The 26,472-nt window shown below is 71.0% G+C and carries 24 protein-coding genes and 1 riboswitch; of the genes, 8 read left to right on the top strand and 16 right to left on the bottom strand.

Annotated features, from left to right (window positions below; genetic code table 11):
• Positions 1–34: 34 nt before the first annotated feature.
• The gene (locus ACZ514_RS25895) at positions 35–274 is read right to left on the bottom strand and encodes a hypothetical protein (protein WP_007263676.1); all 240 of its coding nucleotides are present in this window, start codon (positions 272–274) and stop codon (positions 35–37) included.
• A 113-nt stretch (positions 275–387) separates the two neighbouring features.
• On the opposite strand from ACZ514_RS25895, the gene ACZ514_RS25890 reads away from it, so the two are divergent.
• Both ACZ514_RS25890 and ACZ514_RS25885 read left to right on the top strand, forming a co-directional pair.
• Positions 388–1,122, top strand: a complete 735-nt coding sequence (locus ACZ514_RS25890; RefSeq protein WP_468174281.1) for a rhomboid family intramembrane serine protease — start codon at positions 388–390, stop codon at positions 1,120–1,122.
• A complete protein-coding gene (locus ACZ514_RS25885) occupies positions 1,119–1,400 on the top strand; it encodes an Lrp/AsnC family transcriptional regulator (RefSeq protein WP_344153804.1) in 282 nt (93 codons plus the stop codon). The genes ACZ514_RS25890 and ACZ514_RS25885 overlap by 4 nt, the downstream gene beginning before the upstream one ends.
• Before the next feature lie 65 nt (positions 1,401–1,465).
• Here the strand turns inward: ACZ514_RS25885 and ACZ514_RS25880 are convergent, their stop codons facing one another.
• The 6 genes from ACZ514_RS25880 to ctaE all read right to left on the bottom strand — a co-directional run bounded on the left by ACZ514_RS25880 (position 1,466) and on the right by ctaE (position 8,716).
• On the bottom strand, positions 1,466–2,863 hold the full coding sequence (locus ACZ514_RS25880) for an aminotransferase class V-fold PLP-dependent enzyme (RefSeq protein WP_469125784.1): 1,398 nt from the start codon (positions 2,861–2,863) through the stop codon (positions 1,466–1,468).
• A 217-nt stretch (positions 2,864–3,080) separates the two neighbouring features.
• Positions 3,081–3,197: riboswitch (SAM riboswitch) on the bottom strand.
• 93 nt (positions 3,198–3,290) lie between these two features.
• Positions 3,291–4,355, bottom strand: a complete 1,065-nt coding sequence (gene trpD / locus ACZ514_RS25875; RefSeq protein ID WP_468174285.1) for an anthranilate phosphoribosyltransferase — start codon at positions 4,353–4,355, stop codon at positions 3,291–3,293.
• A gap of 179 nt (positions 4,356–4,534) precedes the next feature.
• Entirely contained in the window at positions 4,535–6,160 is a 1,626-nt protein-coding gene (gene qcrB / locus ACZ514_RS25870) for a cytochrome bc1 complex cytochrome b subunit (protein WP_468174287.1), read from the bottom strand.
• On the bottom strand, positions 6,157–7,215 hold the full coding sequence (gene qcrA, locus ACZ514_RS25865; protein WP_468174289.1) for a cytochrome bc1 complex Rieske iron-sulfur subunit: 1,059 nt from the start codon (positions 7,213–7,215) through the stop codon (positions 6,157–6,159). Before qcrA ends, qcrB begins: the two co-directional genes overlap by 4 nt.
• Positions 7,212–8,021, bottom strand: coding sequence for a cytochrome bc1 complex diheme cytochrome c subunit (qcrC, locus tag ACZ514_RS25860; protein ID WP_467893293.1), 810 nt, complete (start codon positions 8,019–8,021; stop codon positions 7,212–7,214). The genes qcrA and qcrC overlap by 4 nt, the downstream gene beginning before the upstream one ends.
• A 74-nt stretch (positions 8,022–8,095) precedes the next feature.
• Positions 8,096–8,716 (bottom strand): aa3-type cytochrome oxidase subunit III, encoded by a 621-nt coding sequence (ctaE, locus tag ACZ514_RS25855; protein ID WP_007263684.1) that lies wholly within the window; start codon positions 8,714–8,716, stop codon positions 8,096–8,098.
• A gap of 186 nt (positions 8,717–8,902) precedes the next feature.
• Here ctaE and ACZ514_RS25850 point away from each other — a divergent pair, with 186 nt between their 5' ends.
• Complete coding sequence (locus ACZ514_RS25850; RefSeq protein ID WP_388935620.1) at positions 8,903–9,304, top strand: DNA-binding transcriptional response regulator; 402 nt, start codon at positions 8,903–8,905, stop codon at positions 9,302–9,304.
• Between the two features lie 84 nt (positions 9,305–9,388).
• Here ACZ514_RS25850 and ACZ514_RS25845 read toward each other — a convergent pair whose 3' ends face one another.
• The 4 genes from ACZ514_RS25845 to ctaC form a co-directional block, all read right to left on the bottom strand.
• Positions 9,389–10,636 carry a L,D-transpeptidase gene (locus ACZ514_RS25845; protein WP_468174291.1) on the bottom strand — a complete coding sequence of 416 codons (1,248 nt, stop codon included), beginning with the start codon at positions 10,634–10,636 and terminating at the stop codon, positions 9,389–9,391.
• A 133-nt stretch (positions 10,637–10,769) separates the two neighbouring features.
• Positions 10,770–11,168, bottom strand: coding sequence for a cytochrome c oxidase subunit 4 (locus ACZ514_RS25840; protein WP_468174293.1), 399 nt, complete (start codon positions 11,166–11,168; stop codon positions 10,770–10,772).
• Positions 11,165–12,901: an aa3-type cytochrome oxidase subunit I gene (gene ctaD, locus ACZ514_RS25835; RefSeq protein ID WP_468174295.1), complete on the bottom strand. Its 1,737-nt coding sequence runs from the start codon at positions 12,899–12,901 to the stop codon at positions 11,165–11,167. Before ctaD ends, ACZ514_RS25840 begins: the two co-directional genes overlap by 4 nt.
• The gene (gene ctaC, locus ACZ514_RS25830; RefSeq protein ID WP_468174297.1) at positions 12,898–13,872 is read right to left on the bottom strand and encodes an aa3-type cytochrome oxidase subunit II; all 975 of its coding nucleotides are present in this window, start codon (positions 13,870–13,872) and stop codon (positions 12,898–12,900) included. The genes ctaD and ctaC overlap by 4 nt, the downstream gene beginning before the upstream one ends.
• A gap of 306 nt (positions 13,873–14,178) precedes the next feature.
• Here ctaC and ACZ514_RS25825 point away from each other — a divergent pair, with 306 nt between their 5' ends.
• Positions 14,179–15,558: an aminotransferase class V-fold PLP-dependent enzyme gene (locus tag ACZ514_RS25825; RefSeq protein WP_469125783.1), complete on the top strand. Its 1,380-nt coding sequence runs from the start codon at positions 14,179–14,181 to the stop codon at positions 15,556–15,558.
• A 126-nt stretch (positions 15,559–15,684) separates the two neighbouring features.
• On the opposite strand, the gene ACZ514_RS25820 is transcribed toward ACZ514_RS25825, so the two are convergent.
• Entirely contained in the window at positions 15,685–16,662 is a 978-nt protein-coding gene (locus ACZ514_RS25820; RefSeq protein WP_468174301.1) for a carbohydrate kinase family protein, read from the bottom strand.
• Positions 16,663–16,793: 131 nt separating this feature from the next.
• Here ACZ514_RS25820 and ACZ514_RS25815 point away from each other — a divergent pair, with 131 nt between their 5' ends.
• Together ACZ514_RS25815 and ACZ514_RS25810 are read left to right on the top strand one after the other, a co-directional pair.
• On the top strand, positions 16,794–17,009 hold the full coding sequence (locus tag ACZ514_RS25815) for a hypothetical protein (protein WP_468174303.1): 216 nt from the start codon (positions 16,794–16,796) through the stop codon (positions 17,007–17,009).
• Between the two features lie 79 nt (positions 17,010–17,088).
• A complete protein-coding gene (locus ACZ514_RS25810) occupies positions 17,089–18,543 on the top strand; it encodes a hypothetical protein (RefSeq protein ID WP_469125782.1) in 1,455 nt (484 codons plus the stop codon).
• Positions 18,544–18,616: 73 nt separating this feature from the next.
• On the opposite strand, the gene ACZ514_RS25805 is transcribed toward ACZ514_RS25810, so the two are convergent.
• Positions 18,617–18,973, bottom strand: a complete 357-nt coding sequence (locus ACZ514_RS25805) for a HesB/IscA family protein (RefSeq protein WP_030029080.1) — start codon at positions 18,971–18,973, stop codon at positions 18,617–18,619.
• A gap of 339 nt (positions 18,974–19,312) precedes the next feature.
• Here ACZ514_RS25805 and nadA point away from each other — a divergent pair, with 339 nt between their 5' ends.
• Positions 19,313–20,491: a quinolinate synthase NadA gene (gene nadA / locus ACZ514_RS25800; RefSeq protein ID WP_469125781.1), complete on the top strand. Its 1,179-nt coding sequence runs from the start codon at positions 19,313–19,315 to the stop codon at positions 20,489–20,491.
• Positions 20,492–20,662: 171 nt separating this feature from the next.
• Here nadA and ACZ514_RS25795 read toward each other — a convergent pair whose 3' ends face one another.
• The 3 genes from ACZ514_RS25795 to cobS all read right to left on the bottom strand — a co-directional run bounded on the left by ACZ514_RS25795 (position 20,663) and on the right by cobS (position 25,542).
• Complete coding sequence (locus ACZ514_RS25795; RefSeq protein WP_469125780.1) at positions 20,663–23,782, bottom strand: efflux RND transporter permease subunit; 3,120 nt, start codon at positions 23,780–23,782, stop codon at positions 20,663–20,665.
• Between the two features lie 143 nt (positions 23,783–23,925).
• Complete coding sequence (locus ACZ514_RS25790; protein WP_468699542.1) at positions 23,926–24,639, bottom strand: response regulator; 714 nt, start codon at positions 24,637–24,639, stop codon at positions 23,926–23,928.
• 81 nt (positions 24,640–24,720) lie between these two features.
• Positions 24,721–25,542, bottom strand: a complete 822-nt coding sequence (gene cobS / locus ACZ514_RS25785; protein WP_468699543.1) for an adenosylcobinamide-GDP ribazoletransferase — start codon at positions 25,540–25,542, stop codon at positions 24,721–24,723.
• Positions 25,543–25,612: 70 nt separating this feature from the next.
• Here cobS and ACZ514_RS25780 point away from each other — a divergent pair, with 70 nt between their 5' ends.
• Positions 25,613–26,392, top strand: a complete 780-nt coding sequence (locus tag ACZ514_RS25780; protein ID WP_469125779.1) for a hypothetical protein — start codon at positions 25,613–25,615, stop codon at positions 26,390–26,392.
• Positions 26,393–26,472 lie beyond the last annotated feature (80 nt).

Raw genomic sequence — 26,472 nt, 5'->3', positions numbered from 1 at the left:
ACCCCTACCGTGATCTACTGTGGGCCCGGCTCCCTCAGGAGTCGGTGCCCGGCCTGTCCACGAGTTCGATCTGGTCCACCGCGTTGCACCAGCGGCAGCGGACCGACTCGATGGTCTCACTGACCACCTCGCGCTCCTCGACCTTGGGCTCCCCGGCGAGATCGAGGTGGACGTACTCCACGACCTTCGACGATCGGGTGACATCGAACCGCGTGAGGTTGCCGCACAGGGTGCAGCGCCACCGGGTGGTGTCGGTCGGCAGGGGAACCGTCATCAGGCCGCTCTCTCCTTCGTAGCTCATTCAATTAAAGCCTCGCGCCGCGGTCGCCGGACCGCAGCACGTAACCCTACGGCCTGGCACCACCCTCAGGCGGGTCCGCCTGCGTCATGCTCTGTCGCATGATCGTAAAGTGGCGGACCCTGTGCGAGGCCGCCCGGGGCCCCGTGGTCACGTACGCGCTGATCGCCGCCTGCTGCGCGGTGTTCTTCCTCGGGCCGGCTTCCGGCCTGAACCCGGCCTACGGGACGGGCGACCTGCTGGTGGAGAGGGGGACGGCGTACTTCCGGCGCTGGGGCGTCGTCCCGGACGAGCTCTTCTCGGGAGCGGTGCGCCCGCTGCTGACCCCGCTGACGGCGCTCTTCGTCCACGGCAGCTGGCTGCACCTCCTCGGGAACATGCTGTTCCTCTCCGTCTTCGGCGCGATGGCGGAGGAACGGATGGGCCGGATCCCGTTCCTCGCCTTCTACGTCTGTACGGGGTACCTGGCGCTGGCGGCCTACGCGGCGGCCAACGCGTCCTCCGACCAGACCCTGGTGGGGGCGTCCGGGGCGATCTCGGCGGTGCTGGGGGCCTTCCTGCGGCTGTTCCCGCGGGCCCGGGTGACCAGCCTGTTCCCGTTCCTGCTCTTCCTGCCGCTGCGCTTCCCGGCGTGGATCGTGCTGCTGTTCTGGTTCGGCCTCCAGTGGCTGGCGGCGCAGCGCGCCGGGAGCGGGCCCGGAGTGGCCTATCTGGCCCACGTGGTGGGCTTCTCGGTCGGCTTCCTCTACGCGTGGGGGCGCTATCGCCGTGCGACTAGAGTGAGGAGACCAGTGACTGCCGTCGAGGGAGACAGCCAACCGTGATCACCGCGATCGTGCTCATCAAGACCAGCGTGGACCGCATCCCCGAGATCGCCGAGTCGATCGCGCAGCTGGACAGCGTCAGCGAGGTCTACTCCGTCACCGGCACGTACGACCTGATCGCCCTGGTCCGCGTGGCCCGTCACGAGAACCTCGCGGACGTCATCCCGGGCCGCATCAGCAAGATCCCGGGCGTCGAGGCCACCGACACCCACGTGGCGTTCCGTACCTACTCCCAGCACGACCTGGAAGCCGCCTTCGCCATCGGCCTGGACGCCTAGGCCGTCTCTTCCGGCCGGTGCGGGGAGGCCGCCGCGCGGGGCGGCGGCGGCCCGGGCGCGGGGTCCTACACCGCCGGGACGCAGCGGCCCTCCTCCGTGCGGTAGCGCCACTTCGCGCCGTCCTCGACGAGTTCCCGCACGGCCTTGAGGAAACGCTCCACGTGCTCGTCCGGGGTGCCGGCCCCGAAGCTGACGCGGATGGCGTTCAGCGACCGCTCCCCCGGCGCCGCCTCCGGCGAACCGCACTCCCCCTGGGCCTGCGGTTCGCCGCCCAGCAGGGTCCGTACCAGCGGGTGGGCGCAGAAGAGGCCGTCGCGGACACCGATCCCGTACTCGGCGGACAGCGCGGCGGCGAAGTGCGAGCTGTTCCAGCCGTCGACCACGAACGAGATGACGCCGACGCGCGGGGCGTCGTCCCCGAACAGGGACAGCACCCGCACCGCCGGGACCTGCGCGAGGCCCTCGCGGACCTTGGCGATGAGCTGGTCCTCCCGGGCGACGAGGTTCTCGAAGCCGGCCTCCCGCAGCGCGCGGCAGGCGGAGGCGATGGCGTAGACGCCGATGACGTTCGGGGAGCCGGCCTCGTGCCGCGCGGCGGTGGTGTGCCACTCGACGTCGACGCCGCCGTCCTCGCGGCGGGCCACCGTACGGGAGGCACCGCCGCCCGCGAGGTACGGCTCGGCCTCCTGGAGCCAGTCGGCGCGGCCCGCGAGCACGCCCGAGCCGAAGGGGGCGTACAGCTTGTGCCCGGAGAAGGCGACCCAGTCCACGTCCAGGTCCCGTACGGAGACGGGGTGGTGGGGGGCCAGCTGGGCGGCGTCGAGCACGATCCGCGCGCCGTGGGCGTGCGCGGCGGCGGCGAGTTCCCGTACGGGCCACAGCTCGCCGGTGACGTTGGAGGCGCCGGTGACGCAGACCAGGGCCGGGCCGTGAGGGTCGCGCTCGGCCAGGGCCCGCTCCAGGGTGGCGACGGCCTCGCCGGGGGTGCGCGGGGCGTCGAGGCAGGTGACCCGGGCGTCGCCCCAGGGCAGCAGCGAGGCGTGGTGCTCGGTCTCGAAGACGAAGACCCGGCAGCCGGCGGGCAGCGCGGCGGCGAGCAGGTTGAGGGAGTCGGTGGTGGACCGGGTGAAGACCACCTGGTCACCGGGACGGCAGTCGAGGAACTCGGCGACCGTCGCCCGGCTCTGCTCGAAGAGGTCGGTGGACAGCTGGGAGAGGTAGCCGGCGCCCCGGTGCACGCTGCCGTAGTACGGGGCGTACGCGGCGACGTCGTCCCAGACCCGCTGGAGCGCCGGGGCGCTGGCCGCGTAGTCGAGGGCGGCGTAGGTGACCTCGCCGCCGGTGACGAGGGGGACGGTGACGTCCCGGCCGAGCACCGGCAGCGGCCCCCCACAGGCGGGGCCGTCGGCGGTGGCGGCGGCGGGGGCGGTGGCGTTCAGGGATGCGGATGCGGATGCGGACATGGCGGTATCTCCCGGCAGGCAGGTCTGAATGGCTTCGGTGTGCCCGTACGCGGGTACGGCGCGGCGGCCGACCGGAGGGGTACGGGGAGCCCCGGACCTGACGGGGGTACACGGAAGGGACCCGGTCCGGGGGTTGAAGAAGGGGCGGAGTCGCCCTATCGCATTCGCTTGCTCACGGAAAACGCTCCTCGAGAGACCAGGACCCCTGGTGTCGAGGGATCCGCGCTTGCCGCGGACCTCGCTGCCCACGGCCTGGTCATCACCCGGGGCACCCCGCCACGGAAGGAGGGTTGCCGGACAGCAAGCCGGGGCCAAAACGCTGTCACTCGTGACCTTGGGAAGCATCCTGCCACACGGTCCCGCACGCGCAAGACCCCGGTCCGCATCGTGGACCGGGGTCGTCCGTCCTCACGCCTTCACGGCCGCGCTACGCGTTGCTGGCCGCCACCCACCGCTCCAGCGCGGCACGGGCGGCGCCGGAGTCGACGGCCTCCGCCGCCCGGGCGATCCCGCCCGCGATCTGCTCCTCCAGGGAGCCCGTGCCGGGGTCGAGGGCCACCAGGGCCGCCGCCGCGTTCAGCAGCACGGCGTCGCGGACCGGGCCCGTCTCCCCGGCCAGCACGCGGCGGGCGACGTCCGCGTTGTACGAGGCGTCCTCGCCCCGCAGCCGCGCCACGTCCACCAGCGGGATGCCGACGTCGCGCGGGTCGAAGGGCAGCTCGGTCACCGTGCCCTCGCGGACCCACCACACGCGGGAGGTGGCGGTGGTAGTCAGCTCGTCGAGGCCGTCGTCGCCGCGGAACACCAGGGCGGACGAGCCGCGCTCGGCGAGCACCCCGGCCACGATGGGGGCCACCCGCGCGTCGGCGACGCCGGTGGCCTGCGCGCGGACCTTGGCCGGGTTGGTGAGCGGGCCGAGGAAGTTGAAGGTGGTCCGGATGCCGAGGTCGCGGCGGGCGGCCGCCGCGTGGCGCAGCGCCGGATGGAACGTCACCGCGAAGCAGAACGTGATGCCGGCCCGTTCCGCGACCTCCGCCACCCGGGCGGGGGTCAGGTTCAGGTTGACGCCGAGCTTCTCCAGCACGTCGGAGGAACCGCTCGCCGAGGACGCGGCCCGGTTGCCGTGCTTGACCACCTTGGCGCCCGTACCGGCCACCACGATGGAGGACATCGTCGAGATGTTCACCGTCTTGGCCCCGTCGCCGCCGGTGCCGACGATGTCCACCGTCCGGCCGGGCACCTCGATCAGGTTGGCGTGGGCGTACATGGCCCGCACCATGCCGCCGATCTCCTCGACGGTCTCCCCCTTGGCCCGCAGCGCGACCGCGAAACCGGCGATCTGCGCGTCGGTGGCCTCGCCCCGCATGATCCGGTCCATCGCCCAGGCGGTGTCGTCCGAGCCGAGGTCACGGCCGCCCAGCAGGGCGTCGAGGACGCCCGGCCAGCCGCGGGCCGCCACGCTGTCGCCGCCTGCCGGGGTCACAACGTCCATGGTCCGCTCCTGCTGCTCGTGGGCCGCCCGCTGTCGGCGCGCCCACGTCGAATGGGAAGGATCTCAGCCTATCCAGCCCGGATGACAGCGAAGAGCCCCGTCCAGTCGCTGGACGGGGCTCTCGCTGTGGCGACACCGGGACCGGCGGAGCCGGTCCCCCGAGCGGGTCGTGCCGGAGATCAGTGGTGGCCGTGTCCGGCCTGGATCTCCTTGTACTCCTCCACCGTGGGCTTCGGAATCTGGTTGTTCTCCGCGTAGAAGCCCTTGCTGAGCTTCGCCCGCAGCTTCTCGCCGCGCGTCACCTTGCGCTCGACGCCGTTCTCGTCGACCGTCGGGCCGATCTCGATCGGCGCGTACTGCTCGTGCGCGGTGAGCGTGTGCAGCTTGTCCTGGGACAGCGGCTCGTGGACCTCGACGAACTCACCGTGCGGCAGACGCTTGATGATGCCGGTCTCGCGACCGTGCAGCACCTTGTCGTGGTCCCGGCGCTGGAGGCCGAGGCAGATCCGCTTGGTGACGATGAACGCCAGGACCGGGACGACGAAGAAGCCGATCCGGACGAACCACGTGATCGAGTTGATCGACAGGTGGAAGTACTGGGCGAACATGTCGTTGCCGCCGCCGATGAGGAGCACGATGTACTCCGCGATCCAGGCGACACCGAAGGCCGTACGGGTCGGGACGTTGCGCGGGCGGTCCAGGATGTGGTGCTCGCGCTTGTCGCCGGTGACCCAGGACTCGATGAACGGCCAGACGGCGATGGCGCCGAGGACCAGCGGGAAGAGGATCAGCGGGATGAACACGCCCAGGACGAGCGTGTGGCCCCACAGGTTGATCTCCCAGCCCGGCATGGCACGGATGAGGCCTTCCGGCATACCCATGTACCAGTCGGGCTGCGCACCGGTGGACACGTGGTCCGGGCGGTACGGGCCGAGCGCCCAGATCGGGTTGATCGAGGCGATCGCCGCGATGGCCGCGATGACACCGAAGACCAGGAAGAAGAAGCCTCCGGCCTTGGCCATGTAGACCGGCAGCAGCGGCATGCCGACGACGTTGTTGTTCGTCTTGCCGGGGCCGGCGAACTGGGTGTGCTTGTGGAAGAACACCAGGATCAGGTGCGCGACCAGCAGGCCCATCATGATGCCGGGCAGCAGCAGGATGTGCACCGAGTAGAAGCGCGCGACGAAGTCGCCGCCCGGGAACTCCCCGCCGAACAGGAACATCGACAGGTAGGTGCCGACGACCGGGACGGACAGGATGGCGCCCTGCATGAAGCGGACACCGGTACCCGAGAGCAGGTCGTCCGGCAGCGAGTAACCGGTGAAGCCGGTGAACATGCCGAGGACCAGCAGCAGGAAGCCGAAGATCCAGTTGACCTCACGCGGCTTGCGGAACGCGCCGGTGAAGAAGACGCGCATCATGTGCACGACCATGGCCGCGACGAAGATCAGCGCCGCCCAGTGGTGGATCTGGCGGATCAGCAGACCGCCGCGGACGTCGAAGCTGATGTCCAGGGTCGAGGCGAAGGCCTCGGACATCATGACGCCCTGCATCGGCACGTACGAGCCGTGGTACACGACCTCGTTCATGCTCGGGTGGAAGAACAGCGTCAGGTACACACCCGTGAGGATGATGATGATGAAGCTGTAGAGGCAGATCTCACCCAGCATGAAGGACCAGTGGTCCGGGAAGATCTTGCGCATGTTCGCCTTGGCGAGGCCGTAGATGCCCAGGCGGCCGTCCGCCCAGTCGGCTACGCGCTCGCCGCGCGACGCATTGCGTTCGTTGTTGGCAGAGGTGCTCATCCGCGCTCCCAGAATGCAGGACCGACGGGCTCTTCGAAGTCGCCGTGCGCCTCGAGGAAGCCTTCGCTATTCACACCGATCCGCAGCTGCGGGAGGGCGTGACCGGCCGGGCCGAAGATGACACGGGCGCCGTCGGAGAGGTCGAAGGTGGACTGGTGGCACGGGCACAGCACGTGGTGCGTCTGCTGCTCGTACAGGCTGATCGGGCAGCCGACGTGGGTGCAGATCTTGGAGAAGGCCACGATTCCGTCGTGGGACCACTCCAGCTCCTGCTTGTCCTTGATGTCCTCCGGCTTGATGCGGACGATCATCAGGGCGGCCTTGGCGATCTGGACCTGGAAGTCGTGCTGGTCCTCCTCCAGGCCTTCCGGCATGGCGAAGGTCAGCGAACCGACCAGGACGTCCTCGGGACGCAGCGGCTCCATCGTGTTCTGGTTGATGAGCAGCTTGCCCTTGGACCACAGGGTCTTGCGCAGCTTGTCCTCGGGCAGGGGGCCCAGGTCGCGCATGATCACGAGGGCGGAGAGCGGCAGCAGGGCCAGCGCGCCGAGCATCGTGTTGCGGATGAGCGGACGGCGGGCGATGCCGGACTCGTTCGCACCGGCGGCGAAGTCCTGCATGACCTTCGCCTTGACCTCCGGGGAGGCGGCGATCTCGTGGCGCTCGTCGGCGACCTCGACGTCGGACATCAGCGTGCGGGCCCAGTGGACCGCGCCGGCGCCGATGCAGAACAGGGCCGCGCCCAGCGTCAGGCCGAGCGCGAAGTTCAGCGCGCTGACCTTCCCGACGGGGAAGATGTAAACGATCTTCTCCACCGGGATGGCCACGTACGCGGCGATGAAGCCGATCGTGGCCAGCATCGACAGGGTGAACAGCATCGCGACCGTGCGCTCGGACCGCTTGGCGGCCCGCTCGTCGATGTCCTGGATGCGCGGCTTGTGGACCGGGAGGCCCGGGTCCGCGAACGGGTCGTCCGCGACCGCTACGGCACCGTGGTGCGCGTCGCCCTGCTCACTCGGCAGGTGCTTGTCTTCGGGAATGTCTTGGCTACTCATGACTTCTTGGCCTTAGCGGTGTGGGCCGCGACCCAGACGGCAACGGCGATCAGCGCACCCAGGCCGAAGATCCAGCCGAACAGACCCTCGGAGACGGGACCGAGGCCGCCGAGCTTGAGGCCACCGGGGCTGGTGGACTTCTCGCCGTTGACGTTCTCGAGGTACGCGATGATGTCCTTCTTCTGCTTCTCCGGCATGGTGCTGTCGGGGAAGGAGGGCATGTTCTGCGGGCCGGTCAGCATGGCCTCGTAGATGTGCTTCGGCGAGACGTCCTCAAGGTTGGGGGCGTACTTGCCGTTCGTCAGTGCGCCGCCCTCGCCGGTGAAGTTGTGGCACTGCGCGCAGTTGTTGCGGAACAGCTCACCACCAGCGGCGATGTCGGCCCCGGCCGGGTCGTACTGCTTCTCGGTCGGCGTGATCGGGCCGGCACCGAGGGACGCGACGTACGCCGCGAGCTGGTCGATCTGGGCCTGGGTGTAGATGTTCGGCTTCTTCGGCACCTGGGCGCCGGGCTGCTGGGCGGGCATGCGGCCCGTGCTCACCTGGAAGTCGACGGCCGCGGAGCCGACGCCGACCAGGCTGGGGCCGTCAGTGGAACCCTGACCGCCGGTTCCGTGGCAGCTTGCGCAACCCACGGCGTAGAGCTTCTTGCCCTCCTCGATGGCGAGGGACTGGGCGGTTTCATCGGCCTGCGCCTTGCCCGCGGGCGCGAAGGCGGCGTACAGCCCCCCAGTGACCGCCAGCGCGAAGAGTAGAACGACGACCGCCGCCAGCGGATGGCGTCGTCGTGCGGAGAGCTTTTTCACGGATTACCCCGGTGTCAGGATCTTCTGCGTCGGTGTTTCTGGATGGAGTGCCGGGCGAGCCGGCGACGTGTTCGCTACTTGATCAGGTAGATCGTCGCGAAGAGGCCGATCCAGACGACATCGACGAAGTGCCAGTAGTAGGACACGACGATGGCCGACGTGGCCTGTTCGTGGGTGAACCTCTTGGCCGCGTACGTCCGGCCGAGGACCAGCAGGAAGGCGATGAGACCGCCCGTCACGTGCAGACCGTGGAAGCCGGTGGTCAGGTAGAAGACCGTGCCGTACGGACCGGACGAGAGGGACATGCCCTCGTGCTTGACCAGCTCGGTGTACTCGAACACCTGGCCGCCAATGAAGATCGCACCCATGACGAACGTGATGATGAACCACGTCCGGAGCTTCTTCACGTCACCGCGCTCGGCGGCGAAGACGCCGAGCTGGCAGGTGAGCGAGGAGAGCACCAGGATCGTGGTGTTCGTTGCCGAGAAGGGCAGATTCAAGGCCTCGGCCTGCTCTGTCCAGTACTCGGCACCCGTCACGGATCGCAGGGTGAAGTACATCGCGAAGAGGGCCGCGAAGAACATCAGCTCGGAACTCAACCAGATGATGGTTCCGACGCTGACGAGGTTCGGCCGGTTGACCGTCGGGTGCGCGTGCCCGGTATCTACTGTCGTTGCTGTCGCCACGACCGACATTATGTCGGTCGCTTATCCCGCCCTCACCCCGGGGGGTGCCGTTCGGAGTGTCAGGGGGGTGTGCAAGGCCCGAACGGCCCATCAGAAGACCGGTCGCGAGCCCGGCCGAACCGATGTTGACAACCGGTCGGACGGAGTAGCATCCCGCGCATCATCAGCGTGATTCACGGCCAGGTGGAGGACGAAATGCGGGCGACTGCGCGGGTTCTGGTCTACAGCGACGACGCGGGCACCCGGGAGCAGGTGCGGCTGGCCGCCGGGCGCAGGCCCGCCCCGGACCTGCCGCCGGTGGAGTTCCTGGAGTGCGCCACGCTTCCAGCGGTCCTCAAGGAGCTGGACGCGGGCGGCATCGACCTGTGCGTGCTGGACGGCGAGGCGGTTCCGGCCGGGGGCATGGGGGTGTGCCGGCAGATCAAGGACGAGATCTTCCGGTGTCCCCCGGTGCTGCTGCTGATGGGGCGCCCCCAGGACGCCTGGCTGGCCACGTGGAGCCGGGCGGACGCGGCGGTCACCCTTCCGGTGGACCCGGTCGACTTCCCCGACACCCTCGCGGGTCTGCTGCGGCCCCGGCTGTCACTGGACGCCTGAGGCGCGAGGGGCACCCGGGGCGTACGCGGGCCCGCGGCCGGCCCGGTGGCCGCCCGCGGGCCCGTACGGCCTTCTGCGGGCCTCTCAGACGGTGGGGCGCAGCCGCGCCTGGTCGACGGGGCTGCGGCCTTCCTGGGTGCCCTTCAGGAGTGCGCTGCCCTCGCGCCACTCCTTCCACTCCATGTTCCAGTCGCCGAAGCCGTTGCCGAAGGTGTCCATGTCGTCGCCGATGCTGTTGATCACCTTGACGATGTCGCCCTCGGTGATGTTCTCGTAGAACCAGGCGGCGTTGCCGGTGCTCATGCCGGTGCAGCCGTGGCTGACGTTCTCGTAGCCGTGGGAGCCGATCGACCACGGCGCGGCGTGCACGTATTCACCGCTCCACGTCACCCGGGTGGCGTAGTAGACGGGCAAGTTGTAGTACTCGCTGCCGCCGATGCCGACGGTGTCGCCGCGCATCTGGACGAAGTACTGCTTGCCGAGCACCACCTTGACCCCGTTGCGGGTGGAGAAGCCGGGCTTGCCGGTGGTCACCGGGATGGTGTTGATCACTTCTCCGTTGCGCTCGAACGTGAGGTAGTGCGAGGCGGCGTCGGTGGTGACCTCGACCCGGTCGCCGATCTCCAGCTTCAGCGGCTTGGAGGCGGCTCCGTGGAGCTCGTCGGAGATCTTGATGCCCTCCAGGTTGCTCCGTACGGAGACGGTGCTGTGGGCGGGCCAGTAGTCCTTCGGGCGGTAGTGCAGGTTCTTGTCGTCCACCCAGTGCCAGGCGCCCTCGACCCCGGGCGGCGCGTCGACGACCAGCGCCCGTTCGACGACGGCGCGCGCGGCCTTGTCCTTGACGGGCTCGTTGAGTTCGGCCGTGAGGGGCTGGCCGACGCCGTACTTGCCCTCCTCCGGGCCGAATTCGACCTTGAGGACCTTCTGGGCCGGGGTGGTCTCGAAGGTCATCGTGCGCTGGCCGGGGGCGCCCCGCTGGTCCTCCGTGCTGACGGTGACGGTGTAGCGCACGCCCGCCGCCATCGGGACGGTGCTGTGCCAGCGGTCGCCCTTGGCGGAGAGTTCGCCCGCCAGGCGGCGGCCGTGCGTGTCGACGGCCATCACGTCGGTGATCCGCGCCTCGGCTCCCTTGGCGGTGACCTCGAGCGGCTTGTCGGGGTCGGCGGGGCGTCCGCCGGAGGCCTGGTTGAAGACGACCTGGTCGCCCGCGTCGTACGGGCGGGCGGACAGCGGGTTGGTGTCGCCGGACCCGCATGCGGTGGCGCCGGCCCCGAGGGACGCGACCAGCAGGGAGCAGCTGAGTACCGTCCAAAGACGCGGTGAGTGGTTCATGCGCCCAACGCTATGAAGATATGACAAATCCAGCGCGCGGGGTGACTGCAAACGAGGGGCCCGGACTCCTCCGAAAAGGTGTCCGGGCCCCTCGGGCGCCGTGCGGGCCGCGGCGTACCGCGTGCCGCGGGTGCTACTGGTTCTGGTTCTCACCGCGGTAGTACTCGTACACCCAGCCCCACAGGCCGATCAGAATGATCGGGGCCGAGAAGTACATGAGCCACCAGCCGAAGACGACGCCCATGAACGCGAGCGCGCCACCGACGGCCAGCGAGAGCGGCTGCCAGCTGTGCGGGGAGAAGAACCCCAGCTCGCCCGCCTCGTCGGCGACGTCGGCCTCCAGGTTGTCCTGGGCCATCTCGTCCACGCGCTTGGCCGTGAAGGCCAGGTAGTAGCCGATCATGGCGCTCAGGCCGAAGGCCAGCGCGAGAGCGGTGGTTCCGACCGGCTCCTTCGACCAGACGCCGTACACGACGGTCATGATCAGGATGAAGACGGAGAGCCAGAGGAACATCTTGCCCTGGATCTTCACTTGCCGGCCTCCTTGTCCCCGGTGAGGGCCTTGGTCCCGCCGGCGACGTGGTCCTCGAGGTGGTCGAGGGCCGCGATCTCCGGGTGGTGCAGGTCGAACGCCGGCGATTCACTGCGGATGCGCGGCAGCGTGAGGAAGTTGTGCCGCGGCGGCGGGCAGGACGTCGCCCATTCGAGCGAACGGCCGTAGCCCCACGGGTCGTCGACCTCGACCTTCTTGCCGTACTTGGCCGTCTTCCAGACGTTGTACATGAACGGCAGGAAGGACAGGCCGAGCACGAACGAGCTGATCGTGGAGATCGTGTTCAGCGCGGTGAAGCCGTCGGCCGCGAGGTAGTCCGCGTAACGGCGCGGCATGCCCTCGGCGCCCAGCCAGTGCTGGACCAGGAACGTGCCGTGGAAGCCGATGAACAGCGTCCAGAAGGTGATCTTGCCGAGGCGCTCGTCCAGCATCTTGCCCGTGAACTTCGGCCACCAGAAGTGGAAGCCGGCGAACATCGCGAACACCACGGTGCCGAAGACGACGTAGTGGAAGTGCGCGACGACGAAGTACGAGTCGGAGACGTGGAAGTCCATCGGGGGCGAGGCCAGGATGACGCCGGTCAGACCACCGAAGGTGAAGGTGACCAGGAAGCCGATCGTCCAGAGCATCGGGGTCTCGAAGGACAGCGAGCCCTTCCACATGGTGCCGATCCAGTTGAAGAACTTCACACCGGTCGGTACCGCGATCAGGAAGGTCATGAAGGAGAAGAACGGCAGCAGCACACCGCCGGTGACGTACATGTGGTGGGCCCACACGGTCACCGAGAGGCCGGCGATCGCGATCGTCGCGGCGATCAGACCGATGTAACCGAACATCGGCTTGCGCGAGAAGACCGGGATGATCTCCGAGACGATGCCGAAGAACGGCAGCGCGATGATGTACACCTCTGGGTGTCCGAAGAACCAGAAGAGGTGCTGCCACAGCAATGCCCCGCCGTTGGCCGGGTCGAAGACGTGCGCACCGAACTTCCGGTCGGCCTCCAGCGCGAAGAGCGCGGCGGCGAGGACCGGGAAGGCCAGCAGGACCAGGACACCGGTCAGCAGCACGTTCCAGGTGAAGATCGGCATGCGGAACATCGTCATGCCGGGAGCGCGCATGCAGATGATCGTGGTGATGAAGTTGACCGAGCCGAGGATCGTGCCGAAGCCGGAGAAGGCCAGACCCATGATCCACATGTCGGCGCCGATGCCCGGCGAGCGGACGGCGTCCGACAGCGGGGTGTAGGCGAACCAGCCGAAGTCGGCGGCACCCTGCGGGGTGACGAAGCCGGCCACCGCGATCGTCGAACCGAAGAGGTACAGCCAGTACGCGAACATGTTCAGCCGCGGGAACGCCACGTCGGGCGCGCCGATCTGCAGCGGCATGATCCAGTTCGCGAAACCGGCGAACAGCGGCGTCGCGAACATGAGCAGCATGATCGTGCCGTGCATGGTGAACGCCTGGTTGAACTGCTCGTTCGACATGATCTGCGTGCCCGGACGAGCCAGCTCGGCGCGCATGAAGAGCGCCAGGAGACCGCCGATCAGGAAGAACACGAACGACGTGACCAGGTACATCGTGCCGATGGTCTTGTGGTCGGTGGTGGTGAGCCACTTCACGACCACGTTGCCCGGCTGCTTGCGCCGCACCGGCAGCTCGTTCTCGTACGAGTCAGCTGACGCGGCACCCTGGGATTCGTTGAGGATGCTCACAGTTTGTTCGTCTCCGCATTCCGGGCGGGGTCAGTCTGCTGGATGCCGGCCGGCAGGAAGCCGGTCTGCCCCTTCTCCGCCAGCTCCTTCAGGTGCGCCTTGTACTCCGCGGGGGAGACGACCTTCACGTTGAAGAGCATGCGCGAGTGGTCGACACCGCAGAGCTCGGCACACTTGCCCATGAAGGTGCCTTCCTGGGTCGGGGTGACCTCGAAGACGTTGGTGTGACCGGGGATGACGTCCTGCTTGAACAGGAAGGGCACCACCCAGAAGGAGTGGATGACGTCGTTCGACGACAGGATGAAGCGGACCTTCTCGCCCTTGGGCAGGTAGAGGGTCGGCCCCGGGTTGTCGGTGTCCGCGTTGCGGTCGCCGGGGACGCCCTTCTCGTAGACGCCCTCGGCGCCGGCGGGGAAGGACTTGATGTAGCGGTCCGGGAGGGAGGCGAGCTCCTTCGGGGTCTCGCCCGCCTTCGGGGTCGCGGCGTCGCCGTCGACGTTCTCCACGTAGTTGAAGCCCCAGCTCCACTGGAAGCCGATCACGTTGATCGTGTGCGCCGGCTTGGAGGAGAGGGTGAGCAGCTTCGACTCATCACGCGCGGTGAAGTAGAAGAGCACCGAGACGATGATGAGCGGGACCACGGTGTACAGCGCCTCGATGGGCATGTTGTACCGGGTCTGCGGGGGGACCTCGATCTTCGTCCGGCTGCGCCGGTGGAAGATGACGCTCCACATGATCAGGCCCCACACCAGGATGCCCGTGATGAGAGCGGCCGCCCAGGATCCCTGCCACAGGGAAAGGATGCGAGGCGCCTCCTCCGTGACCGGGGTGGGCATTCCGAGGCGGGGGAAGTCTTTCCAGGTGTACGAGCAACCAGTGGCGGTCGCCAGGACCACGCCCGCAGTCAGCGCCTGCAGCAGCTTCCGCCGCATCGGGCGCCGCGGCGAGCGGTCGGAGCCGTAGGGACTCACGTAGCGCCTTCCCGAGAGTCTCGGCCCGCGCGGCCGGCCGCGGCCGTGTTCGGGTCGGTCGCCGGCCCTGACGCAGGCAGGGGTTTGGATGTTTATGCGGACCAAACCCTACTGGACGCTATTTGGGGTCGCGCGGGGAGGGTGCCCAACGCGCCGCTACTGCCCCCGAAGGGATGGATCCGCCGTACGGGGGACCGGCCGTACGGCCCCGACGGGCGGACCGGGGAGGCCATCTGACGGTCCCTGGAGCGGGTGTCCGCGGGGCGCGGACCCGCCCGGCCGGCGGCCACCCTCTACCGTGGCCGGATGCCGTACTTCGACACCGCGTCCGCCGCTCCCCTCCACCCCGTGGCCCGGCAGGCGCTGCAGGCCGCCCTGGACGAGGGCTGGGCGGACCCCGCCCGGCTGTACCGGGAGGGCAGGCGGGCCAGGCTGCTGCTGGACGCGGCGCGCGAGGCCGCGGCCGAGGCGGTGGGGTGCCGCCCCGACGAGCTCGTATTCACTCCTTCGGGAACGCACGCGGTTCACACGGGCATGGCGGGGGTGCTCGCGGGACGCCGGCGCGTCGGCGGCCATCTGGTCGTGTCGGCGGTGGAACACAGTTCCGTACTCCATGCGGCGGACGCGCACGCGGCGGCCGGGGGCACGGTGACGGAGGTTCCCGTGGACCGGCTCGGGGCGGTGTCACCCGATGGATACGCGTCCGTGCTGGGCTCGACCACGGCTCTGGCGTGCCTCCAGTCGGCCAACCACGAGGTGGGCACGGTCCAGCCGGTGGCCGAGGTCGCCGAGGTCTGCGGGGCCGCCGGGGTGCCGCTGCTGGTGGACGCCGCCCAGTCGCTGGGCTGGGGCCGGGTGGAGGGCGCGTGGTCCGTCCTCACCGCCAGCGCCCACAAGTGGGGCGGCCCGCCCGGGGTGGGCCTGCTCGCGGTGCGCAAGGGGGTCCGCTTCTCCTCCCAAGGCCCCGCCGACGAGAGGGAGTCCGGCCGCTCCCCCGGCTTCGCCAACCTGCCCGCCGTCGTCGCGGCGGCGGCCTCGCTGCGCGCGGTGCGGGCGGAGGCGGACGCGGAGGCCGCGCGGCTGCGGGTGCTGGTGGACCGGCTGCGGCGGCGGGTGGTCCGGCTGGTGCCGGACGTGGAGGTGGTCGGTGACGCCGACCGGCGCCTGCCCCACCTGGTCACCTTCTCCTGCCTGTACGCCGACGGGGAGACGCTGCTGCACGAGCTGGACCGCGCCGGCTACTCCGTCTCCTCCGGCTCGTCCTGCACCAGCTCGACGCTGACCCCCAGTCACGTGCTGCGGGCGATGGGGGTGCTGTCGGAGGGGAACGTACGGGTCTCCCTGCCGCCGGGCACCACCGCCGAGGAGGTCAACGGCTTCCTGGAGGTACTGCCGGGCGCGGTGGCGGGCGTACGGGAGAAGCTCGGCGTCTCGGAGCCGGCCCCGGCGGCGCCGGTGGCCGACGCCGTGGAGGTCGACGCGCTGGGGCTGCGCTGCCCGCAGCCGGTGATCGAGCTGGCCCGGGCCATCACCACGGTCCCGGTCGGCGGCACCGTCACGGTCGTCTCGGACGACGAGGTGGCCCGCCTGGACATCCCGGCGTGGTGCGCGATGCGCGGCCACGCCTACCTGGGCGAATTCCCCCGCGGAACGGGCACGGCCTACCAGGTCCGCCGCGAGCCCTGAGCCCTCCCCGCCCCGGTGACGGCCGGGGTCCGGGCTCAGGCCGGAGCGGAGCTCCGGGGGGCGGGCGAAGGGCGGGGAGGGGAACGCGCCGCGCGCGGCGGCGCGGCCCCGCGCCCGCCGGCGGCGTCAGGAAGGCAGGTGCGCCCGCACCTCGGCGGCGGCGTCCTCGCCGTACGCCTTCGTGAAGCGCTCCATGAAGTGGGCGCGGGCCAGCGTGTACTCCTGGGTGCCCAGGGTCTCGATCACCAGGGTGGCCAGCATGCAGCCGACCTGCGCGGACCGCTCCAGGCCGACGCCCCAGCCGAGCCCCGTCAGGAAGCCCGCGCGGAACGCGTCGCCGACGCCGGTCGGGTCGACCTTCGCCGTCTCCTCCGGGCAGCCGACCAGGATCGGCTCCTGCCCGACCCGCTCGATGCGCACGCCCTGCGCGCCCAGGGTGGTGACGCGGGTGCCGACCTTGGCGAGAATCTCCTCGTCGGTCCAGCCGGACTTCGACTCGATGAGGCCCTTCTCGTACTCGTTCGAGAAGAGGTACGTCGCGCCCTCCATCAGGGTGCGGATGTTCTCGCCGTCCATCCGGGCGATCTGCTGCGAGAAGTCCGCCGCGAAGGGGATCCCGCGCGTACGGCACTCCTCCGTGTGGCGGAGCATCGCCTCGGGGTCGTCGGCGCCGATGAGGACGAGGTCGAGTCCGCCCACGCGGTCGGCGACGGCCTTGAGCTCGATCTGGCGGGCCTCGCTCATGGCGCCCGTGTAGAAGGAGCCGATCTGGTTGTGGTCGGCGTCCGTGGTGCAGACGAAGCGCGCGGTGTGCAGCACCTCGGAGATGCGGACGGACTCGGTGTCGACCCCGTGCCGGTCCAGCCACGCGCGGTACTCGTCGAAGTCGGAGCCGGCCGCGCCGACGAGGATCGGACGGCTGCCGAGCTGGCCCATGCCGAAGCAGATGTTCGGGCCGACGCCGCCCCGCCGGACGTCGAGGTTGTCGACGAGGAAGGAGAGGGAGACCGTGTGGAGCTGGTCGGCGACGAACTGGTCGGCGAAGCGGCCCGGGAAGGTCATGAGGTGGTCGGTGGCGATGGAGCCGGTGACTGCGATGCGCACGGCGTGGATGCTCCTGCGGAGGACGGCGGGTGACAATCAAAACTACCCGGTCCGCGCCCTCGGGCCGACCCGCCGAAACTACCCCGTAGTAGGACTTCCTTCGCCCAGGACGGCGACCTTACGGTGCCCCCATGACCTATACCGATGGCTTCGGGTACGCGGACCACGCCTCCGGGGCGCGGCCCGGCTTCGCACGGCTGCTCGGCGACTGCGCCCGCATGGCCCCGCACTGGGCCGTGGAACGGGAGCCCCGGCCGGTCCGTGTGGCACCCTCGCAGATCCACGGGGTGGCCGTCCCGCCCTCCTCGGCCCGGCTGATCGCCTCCACCGCCGCGTACGGCGACTAGGAAGTCCGAGGGAACCGGTTCCGCGGCCGCCGCGTCCCACCCGCATCACGTACGGCGGGACACGCTAAGGAGCGATGCGGTGACCAGCGAACAACCCGACACATCACAGGCCACACGACGGCGGCCCGCCTGGGCCATCGGCTCGATCGCGGCCGCCGTCCTGCTGGCCGGCGGCGGTACGGCGTACTGGGCGTCGACGGCGCACGGCGACGCCTCCGGCGGCGGCCGTACGAGTGACAGCGCGGCCGTCGCGCCGCGCGCGGCCGCGTCCCCGCCGGGACCCGGCATCGCCCCCGGGGAGCCGGACCCGTCCGGCGGGCCGGTGACGTACCGGGCCGACGTGAAGCTGCCCGACGGACCGGGCACCGCGCCCTCCTTCGCCGCGTCCGGGGAGGTCACCTCCGACGAGGTGGCCCGGCTCGCGAAGTCCCTCGGCCTCTCCGGCGCGCCCCGGCCGGCCGGCGACTCCTGGCAGGCCGGTGAGACCGCCGACGGGTCCGGGCCCCGGCTCACGGTGACCCGCAAGGCCCCGGGCACCTGGTCCTTCGCCCGGTACCAGGGCGGCGGCCTGGGCGAGCCCGGCAGCACCGGCGACGACTGCGTCCGCGGCAAGGACACCTGCGGCCCGGCCACCCTCCCCCAGGAAGCCGCGGGCACCGGCACCGGCGGCGCGAAGCCCGTCTCCGAGCAGGCCGCCAGGGCCGCCGCGGCCCCGGTGCTCGCGGCCGCCGGGCAGGCCGACGCCAAGGTGGACGCCCGGCTCACCCAGGGTTCGGTCCGGGTGGTGACCGCCGACCCGGTGGTGGGCGGCCTCCCGACCCAGGGCTGGTCCAGCAGGATCAGCGTCGGGGCCGACGGCTCGGTGGTGGCGGGCAGCGGGGAGCTGAAGGCCCCGGTGCGCGCGGCCGAGCAGCCGGTGGTCGGGGCCGCCGAGGCCCTGGAACGCCTCAACGCGGCGGCCAAGGGCGGCGGCGACGGCACCGGCCCGGGGCCCAGCGGCTGCGCGACCACGGTGCCGCTGACCCCGGGCACCCCGACCGGCGCGACGGACACCCTGCCCTGCAACCCGGACCCGCGCCCGATGAAGCCGCCGCGGACCGAGAGCGTGCGGGGCGCCGTACTGGGGCTGGTCGCGGGAACGGTGGACGGCGGGCGGGGCCTCGTACCGGCCTGGCTGTTCGAGGTGGCGGGCTCGGAGGGCAAGCCGGGCCGCACCGTGGTCCAGCCGGCCGCGGCGGGCGACGCGGGGACCCCGGTGCCCCCGAAGCCGCACACCGTGCCCGGGTTCTCGTACGCCCAGGCCGACCGGACGCTGACCGTGAACTTCTGGGGCGGGGTGTGCAGCACCTACACCCTGGAGGCGCGGGAGGAGGCGGCTTCGGTCATCGTGAAGATCACCGACACGCCGGACAAGCCCGGCCAGGCCTGCATCATGCTCGCGCAGGAGATGGCGCTGACGGCGACGCTCCAGCAGCCGCTCGGCGACCGCAAGGTGGTCGACGCCACGTCGGGCAAGCCGCTCCCCCGCCAGTAACCGCGGGCGCGGGAAGCACGAAGGGCCCGGGTCCGGTCGTCTCCGACCGGGCCCGGGCCCTTCGCCGTACGGCTTAGCTGAACGAGTCGCCGCAGGCGCAGGAGCCGGTGGCGTTCGGGTTGTCGATCGTGAAGCCCTGCTTCTCGATGGTGTCGACGAAGTCGATGGAGGCGCCGCCCAGGTACGGGGCGCTCATGCGGTCGGTGACGACCTTGACGCCGTCGAAGTCCTTGACGACGTCGCCGTCGAGGGAGCGCTCGTCGAAGAAGAGCTGGTAGCGCAGGCCGGAGCAGCCGCCGGGCTGGACGGCGACGCGGAGCGCGAGGTCATCGCGGCCCTCCTGCTCCAGCAGGGTGCGGACCTTCTCGGCGGCGGCGTCGGACAGGAGGATGCCGTCGCTCACAGTGGTCTTGTCGTCCTGTACGGACATCTGCATTCACTCCCGAAGTGGGCGGCTCCCCGCCGGTGGCTGGGGAAACGTCGGACTCTTGCCGTCGGTGGCAACCAGCGGGACCGCGGTTTCATTCCGGGCCCGGCGCCTCGTTTTCTCAATTCATGCTCGCACACCTCGGCGGGCCGGTGGACCCCGCGAAGAGGACCGGTGGAGCGCCGGGCCCCGCCCGGGGGCGAATGCGTCACATCGACACTATCGGCATCGTCAAAGTGACGTGAAGCAGTTATGATAGATAGCGTCAAATAGACGAGAAGTGGCGAACCAAGCCCCCGCAGTCCCAGAAATCCTTGTCGCAGAACAGAAAGGGTGCGTGTCGTGACCACCGCCCAGCCTTTGGACGTCCAGCCGACGCCCCTTGCCCTGCTGCTGCTCGGCCGTGAGGCCGACCCCAAGAGCGAGCGGGGCGTGGAGTGCCCCGGCGACCTCCCCTCGCCGTCCGACCCGGACCTGGTGGCCCGGGCCCGCGCCGCCAAGGAGAAGCTGGGCGACAAGGTCTTCATCCTCGGCCACCACTACCAGCGCGACGAGGTCATCGAGTTCGCCGACGTCACCGGCGACTCCTTCAAGCTGGCCAAGGACGCGGCCGCCAAGCCGGAGGCCGAGTACATCGTCTTCTGCGGCGTGCACTTCATGGCCGAGTCCGCGGACATCCTGACCTCGGACGACCAGAAGGTCGTCCTGCCGGACCTCGCCGCCGGCTGCTCGATGGCCGACATGGCCACCGCCGAGCAGGTCGCGGAGTGCTGGGACGTGCTCACCGAGGCCGGGATCGCCGGCACGACGGTCCCCGTCTCCTACATGAACTCCTCCGCCGACATCAAGGCCTTCACCGGCAAGCACGGCGGCACGATCTGCACCTCGTCCAACGCGAAGAAGGCCCTGGAATGGGCCTTCGAGCAGGGCGAGAAGGTGCTCTTCCTCCCGGACCAGCACCTGGGCCGCAACACCGCGGTCCGCGACATGGGCATGTCGCTGGACGACTGCGTGCTCTACAACCCGCACAAGCCGAACGGCGGCCTGACCGCCGAGCAGCTGCGCGACGCCAAGATGATCCTGTGGCGCGGCCACTGCTCGGTCCACGGCCGGTTCTCGGTGGACTCGGTGAACGACGTGCGCGAGCGCATCCCGGGCGTGAACGTCCTGGTCCACCCCGAGTGCAAGCACGAGGTCGTCGCGGCCGCCGACTACGTCGGTTCGACGGAGTACATCATCAAGAAGCTGGAGGCGGCCCCGGCCGGCTCCAAGTGGGCCATCGGCACCGAGCTGAACCTGGTCCGCCGCCTGGCGAACCGTTTCGCCCCGGAGGGCAAGGAAGTCGTCTTCCTGGACAAGACGGTCTGCTTCTGCTCGACGATGAACCGCATCGACCTGCCGCACCTGGTGTGGACGCTGGAGTCCCTGGCCGAGGGCAACCTGGTCAACCGGATCCAGGTCGACAAGGAGACGGAGAGCTTCGCCAACCTCGCGCTGGAGCGGATGCTGGCGCTGCCGTAGCGGTGGCGCGTACGCGTCCCGAGGGCGCCCGGCACCTGCCGGGCGCCCTCGGCGTTTCCTCCCCTCCCCACGCGTCGCCGGCCCCGGGCCTCCCCGGCCCCCGGCACCACTGAGGCCCCCCGCCGCCGTGCGGTCACGGCGGCGGAGGGCCTGTGGGCGGGCCGACCGGGGTCAGGCCTTGGCCGGGGCCCCGTCCGCCGGCGACGGGACCACCGTCAGGCGGGCCCTCCTCTTCGCGCGGCGGCGCTCCTTGCGGAGCTCCACCATCGTGTAGAGGGTCGGCACCAGGAGCAGGGTCAGCAGGGTCGAGCTGACCAGGCCGCCGATCACGACCACCGCGAGCGGCTGCGAGATGAAGCCGCCCTCGCCGGTGACGCCCAGCGCCATGGGCAGCAGGGCGAAGATCGTCGCCAGGGCCGTCATCAGGATCGGGCGCAGGCGGTGCCGGCCGCCCTCGACGACCGCTTCGACGACGCCCAGGCCCTGCGCCCGGTACTGGTTGACCAGGTCGATCAGGACGATCGCGTTGGTCACGACGATGCCGATGAGCATCAGCATGCCGATCAGCGCGGGGACGCCCATCGGGGTGCCGGTGACGATGAGCAGGCCCAGCGCCCCGGTGGCGGCGAACGGGATGGAGACGAGCAGGATCAGCGGCTGGACCAGCGAGCGGAAGGTCGCGACCAGCAGCATGAACACGATCGCGATGGCGGCGAACATGGCCAGGCCCAGCGAGGCGAAGGCCTCGTCCTGGTCCTCGGAGACGCCGCCGATGGAGGCCGTGGCCCCCTCCGGCAGGTCCAGGGCCTTCAGCTTGCTCTGGAGGGCGGCGCTGACCGCGCCCGTGTTGTCGCCGACCGGCCTGGCGGTGACGGTGGCGGCGCGGGCGCCGTCGATCCGGGTCATCGCGACCGGGCCGGGGACGACCTTCACCTCGGCGATGTCACCGAGCCTGGCCGGGCCGACCGGCAGGGCCTGGAGCTCGGCGAGGGTGGCGGCCGGCTGCGCGGAGCGCACGACGACGTCCCGCTCGGTGCCGTCCAGTACGGCCTTGCCCACCGGGTTGCCGCGGACCGCCTGGGCGACGAGCGCGCCCAGGGCGGCCTGGTTCAGGCCCGCCTCGGCGGTCCTCGGGGTGGCGGTGACCGAGATCCGGGGCACCGACTGGGCCAGGTCGCTCTGCACGTCGGTGACGTCGTCGAGGGTGGCCACCTCGGCCCGGACCTGTTCGGCGGCCTTCGCGAGCACGCCCGCGTCACCGGCCTTGACGACCACGCTCAGGTTCTGGCCGCCGAAGCCGCCGCCCGCCGAGACGGAGGTGTCGCCGATGCCGTCGAGCTCGCCGAGCGCGTCCTGGATCCGCTGCCTGACGGCGTCGGAGCGGCCCGCGTCCTCCAGGGTGACCTGGAAGGAGGCCTGGTTGGTGCCCGTGCCGCCGCCGAAGGCGGCGAGGAAGCCGGAGGAGCCGACGGTGACCTGGTGGTCCTTGACGCCCTCGACGGACTCCAGGGCCTTCTCCACCTTGCGGCTCGCCTCGTCGGACGCGGCCAGGGAGGTGCCGGCGGGCAGCTGCTGCTTCACCGTCAGGACGTCCTGGTCGCCCTGGTCGAAGAAGTTGGTCTTCAGCAGCGGAGTCATCCCGAACGTGGCGACGAGGACGACGACGGCGATCGCCACGCTCGTCAGCCGGCGGCGGGTGGCGAAGCCCAGGACGCGTACGTACAGGCGCTGGAGGCGGCTGTTCGCCTCCTTCTCCTCGGCCTCGCGACGGGCCTGCGCGGCGCTCTCGGCGTTCTGCGGCGTGACCCCCGCGGGGCCGCGCAGGAACCAGTACGACAGCACCGGGACGACCGTCAGGGACACCAGCAGCGAGGCCAGCAGGGCGGCGGTCACGGTGAGCGAGAAGGAGCCGAAGAGTTCGCCGATCATGCCGCCGACGAGGCCGATCGGCAGGAAGACGGCGACGGTGGTGAGCGTCGAGGAGGTGACCGCGCCGGCCACCTCCTTGACCGCGGTGGTGATCGCGGCCTCGCGCTCCTCGCCGTAGCCGAGGTGGCGCTTGATGTTCTCCAGCACCACGATCGAGTCGTCGACGACCCGGCCGATGGCGATGGTGAGGGCGCCCAGCGTGAGCATGTTGAGGGACAGGTCGCGGGTCCACAGCACGATCAGGGCGAGGACCACGGACAGCGGGATGGAGACCGCGGTGACCAGGGTCGAGCGGATCGAGGCCAGGAAGACCAGGATCACGAGGACGGCGAAGACGAGGCCGAGCAGGCCCTCGGTGGTCAGGCCCGAGATGGAGCGGGCGACGGCCGGGCCCTGGTCGCTGACGACGGTCAGCTCCGCGCCGGAGCCGAGCGCGGAGCGCAGCCCGGGCAGCTCGGCCTTGACGGCTTCGGAGATGGCGACGGCGCTGCCGTCCTTGTCCATGGTGAGGACGAGGGCGAGGCTGGGCTTGCCGTTGGTGCGGGTGAGGGAGTCGGCGCGGGCCGGCTCCTGCTTGACGGCGGCCACGTCGCCGAGGCGGACGGCCGGGCCGCCGGGCCGCGCGGCCAGCCGGAGTTCCTCCAGCTGGGCGAGCGAGGTGTAGCCGGAGCCGACGCGGACGGTGCGGTTCTCGCCCCCCTCGTCGAAGGAGCCGGCGGGGACGGTCGTACCGCCCGCCCTGAGGCCTTCGGCGAGCGCGGCCCCGTCGAGGCCGGCGGCGGCCAGCTTGGCGGTGTCGGGGGTGACGGTGACCTGGAGGTCGCGGACGCCGTCCACGCTGACCTGGCCGACGCCGTCGATGTCCTCCAGGACGGGGACGACGGAACGGTTCAGCTGGTCGGCCAGCGCCTGCTGGTCCTTGTCGGAGGTGACGGCGAGGACGACGGTCGGGATGTCGTCGGTGGAGCCGGCCACGACCTGCGGGTCCACCTCGGCGGGCAGCCGGACGCGGGCCCGGTTGACGGCCTGCTGGACGTCGGCGACGAGCTGCTCGGTACCGCTGTCGCCGTAGTCGAAGGTGGCGCGGATGAGGGCGTTGCCCTCGCTGGCGGTCGAGGTGATGCCGGTGATGCCGTCGACGCCCTTGAGGGTGTTCTCGATCGGCTCGACGACCTGCTTCTCGACCACGTCGGGCGGGGCGCCCTGGTACGGCGCGAGCACGGAGACCATCGGCAGTTCGATGGAGGGCAGCAGCTGCTGCTTGAGCTGGGGGATGGCTATGGCGCCGAAGAGGAGGGCCACGATCGACACGAGGCCGACCAGCGCTCTCTGGGCCAGGCTGAAGCGGGACAGCCAGGACATGGGCGGGATCTCTCTGCTGTTCGTTCGCGAGGGGCCCTCAGCCTTTCGCACCGGGGAGCGCCGCCGCGTCGCTCCCAGGTGCCGTCCTCGTGTGCGGCGTACCGCGTCCGCAGTACTCCGTCCCGCCGCCCCCCGGCCGGGGGTCAGTCGGCGCGCGGCCGGACCAGTCCCGATTCGTACGCGATGACCACCAATTGGGCCCGGTCGCGCGCCCCGAGCTTGGCCATGGCCCGGTTGACGTGGGTCTTCACCGTCAGGGGGCTGACCTCCAGCCGGGCGGCGATGCCGTCGTTGGACAGACCGCCGGCGACCAGTACGAGGACCTCGCGCTCGCGTCCGGTCAGCGCGGCGAGCCGTTCGGCGTGGGCGGATCCGGCGGCGGGGGCGCCGGCGTGGCCGCCCTGGGCGAGGAAGCTGGCGATGAGCCCTCTGGTGGCGGCCGGGGACAGCAGCGCCTCCCCGGCCCGGGCGACCCGGATGGCGTTGAGGAGTTCCTCGGGTTCGGCGCCCTTGCCGAGGAAGCCGGAGGCTCCGGCGCGCAGGGCCGCGGCCACGTACTCGTCCACCTCGAAGGTGGTCAGCATGACCACGCGGACGTCCGACAGCTCCGGGTCGGCGCTGATCATGCGGGTGGCGGCGAGCCCGTCGGTGCCGGGCATCCGGATGTCCATGAGGACCACGTCGGCCCGGTGTTCACGGGCGAGGGCGTAGGCCTGGGCTCCGTCCGAGGCCTCCCCGACGACCTCCATGTCGGGCTCGGAGTCGACGAGCACCCTGAACGCGCTGCGCAGCAGTGCCTGGTCGTCGGCGAGCAGGACTCGGATGCGGGCGGGGCCGGCGTCGGCGGGGTCTGTCATGGCGTCAGGGTAGGCGCCGGCCGCGGCCGCGCGGCCGGCGAGGGGGGCCGTGGGGGGCGGGGGGCCGTGGGGGGCGGGGGGTCAGCCGAGGGCGAGGGCCACCAGGGCGGTGGTCGCGGCGACTTCGCACAGGGCGCCGAAGACGTCCCCGGTGACCCCGCCGAAGCGGCTGACGCAGCGGCGCAGCAGGAGTTCGGCGGCGAGCAGGGCCGCGAGGACGGCCGCCGCGTGCTGGGCGGCGGCGGTCGGGCCCGCCGGGAGGGCGGCGAGGGTGGCGGCCGCCACGACGGCGACGGCGACCCCGGCGGCCGTCCGGTGCGGGACCGCGCCGGCGACCGCCGCGCCGAGCCCCTCGGGGCGCGCGGCGGGGACTCCCTCACGGGAGGCGAGGGTCATCGCGAGGCGGGCGGTGACGGCGGCGAGTACGGCGGCCAGCGCGCCCCGGATCCAGCTGTCGGCGTACGCGTTGGCCAGGGCGGCGACCTGGACCAGGAAGACGACGAGCAGCGAGATGACCCCGAAGGGGCCGATGTCGGACTGCTTCATGATCCGCAGGGCGTCCTCGGCGGGCTTGGCGCTGCCCAGCCCGTCGGCCGTGTCGGCCAGGCCGTCCAGGTGGAGCCCCCGGGTCAGCGCCGCCGGTACGGCGACGGTGACGGCCGCGGCGAGCAGCGGGCCGCCGCCGAGGAGCAGCAGGAGCGTGCCGGGCACGGCGGCGAGCAGGCCGACGGCGAGGCCGGCGAGCGGGGCGCAGGCCATGCCTGTACGGGCGGCGGGCCGGTCCCAGCGGGTGACGCGCGCGGGCAGGACGGTCAGCGTGCCGAGGGCGAAGCGGAGCCCCTCGGACAGGGAGGCGCGTTCCTGCGGCGGCGGGGGCAGTGGATCATCGGTGGAGTCTGTCATCGGCGCGAACGCTACCCGCATACGGTGGCCGGTAAATTACTCATTACGTGCCATATCGGGAGCTGGTGTCGTGGGTCACTGGTGGGAACGCAACATCATCGAGCCGGGGAAGCTCCCGCTGCTGCTGGCCCTGCTGTCCTTCGTCCTGTCGTTCCTGGTCACCCGGGTCATCACGCGGCTGATCCGGGCCGGTCGGGGACCCTTCAAGAACATCACCCCGGGAGGGGTGCACGTCCACCACGTGGTGCCGGGCGTGGTGCTGGTGATCATCGGCGGGTTCGGCGCGGTCGGCAGCGGCGGGCACAGTTTCGGGGCGGCCCTGTCGGCGGTGCTCTTCGGGCTGGGCGCGGGCCTGGTCCTGGACGAGTTCGCGCTGATCCTGCACCTGGACGACGTCTACTGGAGCGAACAGGGCCGCAAGAGCGTCGAGATCGTGGTGCTGACGGCCGCGGTGGTGGCGCTGGTGCTGGGCGGCTTCCTGCCGTTCGGGGTCAACGAGCTGTCGCCGGAGGAACGGCACAGCCGCGGGCTCGTCGTCATGAACACCGCCGTCAACTTCTTCCTCGCCCTGATCGCCCTGTGGAAGGGGAAGCCGCGCACCGCGATATTCGGGCTGGTCATCCCCTTCGTGGCGCTGATCGGAGCGGTGCGCCTGGCCCGGCCCGGTTCCCCGTACGCCAAGCGCCTCTACGCCAAGCGCCCGCGGGCGCGCGCCAGGGCGGAGCTGCGGGCCTACCACCACGACCGGCGGTGGGCGCGGCCCCGCCGCAAGTTCGAGAACTTCATCAGCGGACTCTCCGACCCGGAGAAGCACCCCGCCGAGCCCCGCCCGCCGGGGGAACGGCAGTGACGCGCAGGGCCCGCCCCGTCCGGGGCGGGCCCTGCGCGGTGCGGTGCCGGTGAGGTGTCTGCGCGGTGCCGGTGCGGCCG

It is taken from the genome of Streptomyces sp. NPDC034086 (assembly GCF_055575515.1).
The sequence above is the reverse complement of the archived record's forward strand: the minus strand, read 5'-3'. Positions and strand labels throughout refer to the sequence as shown.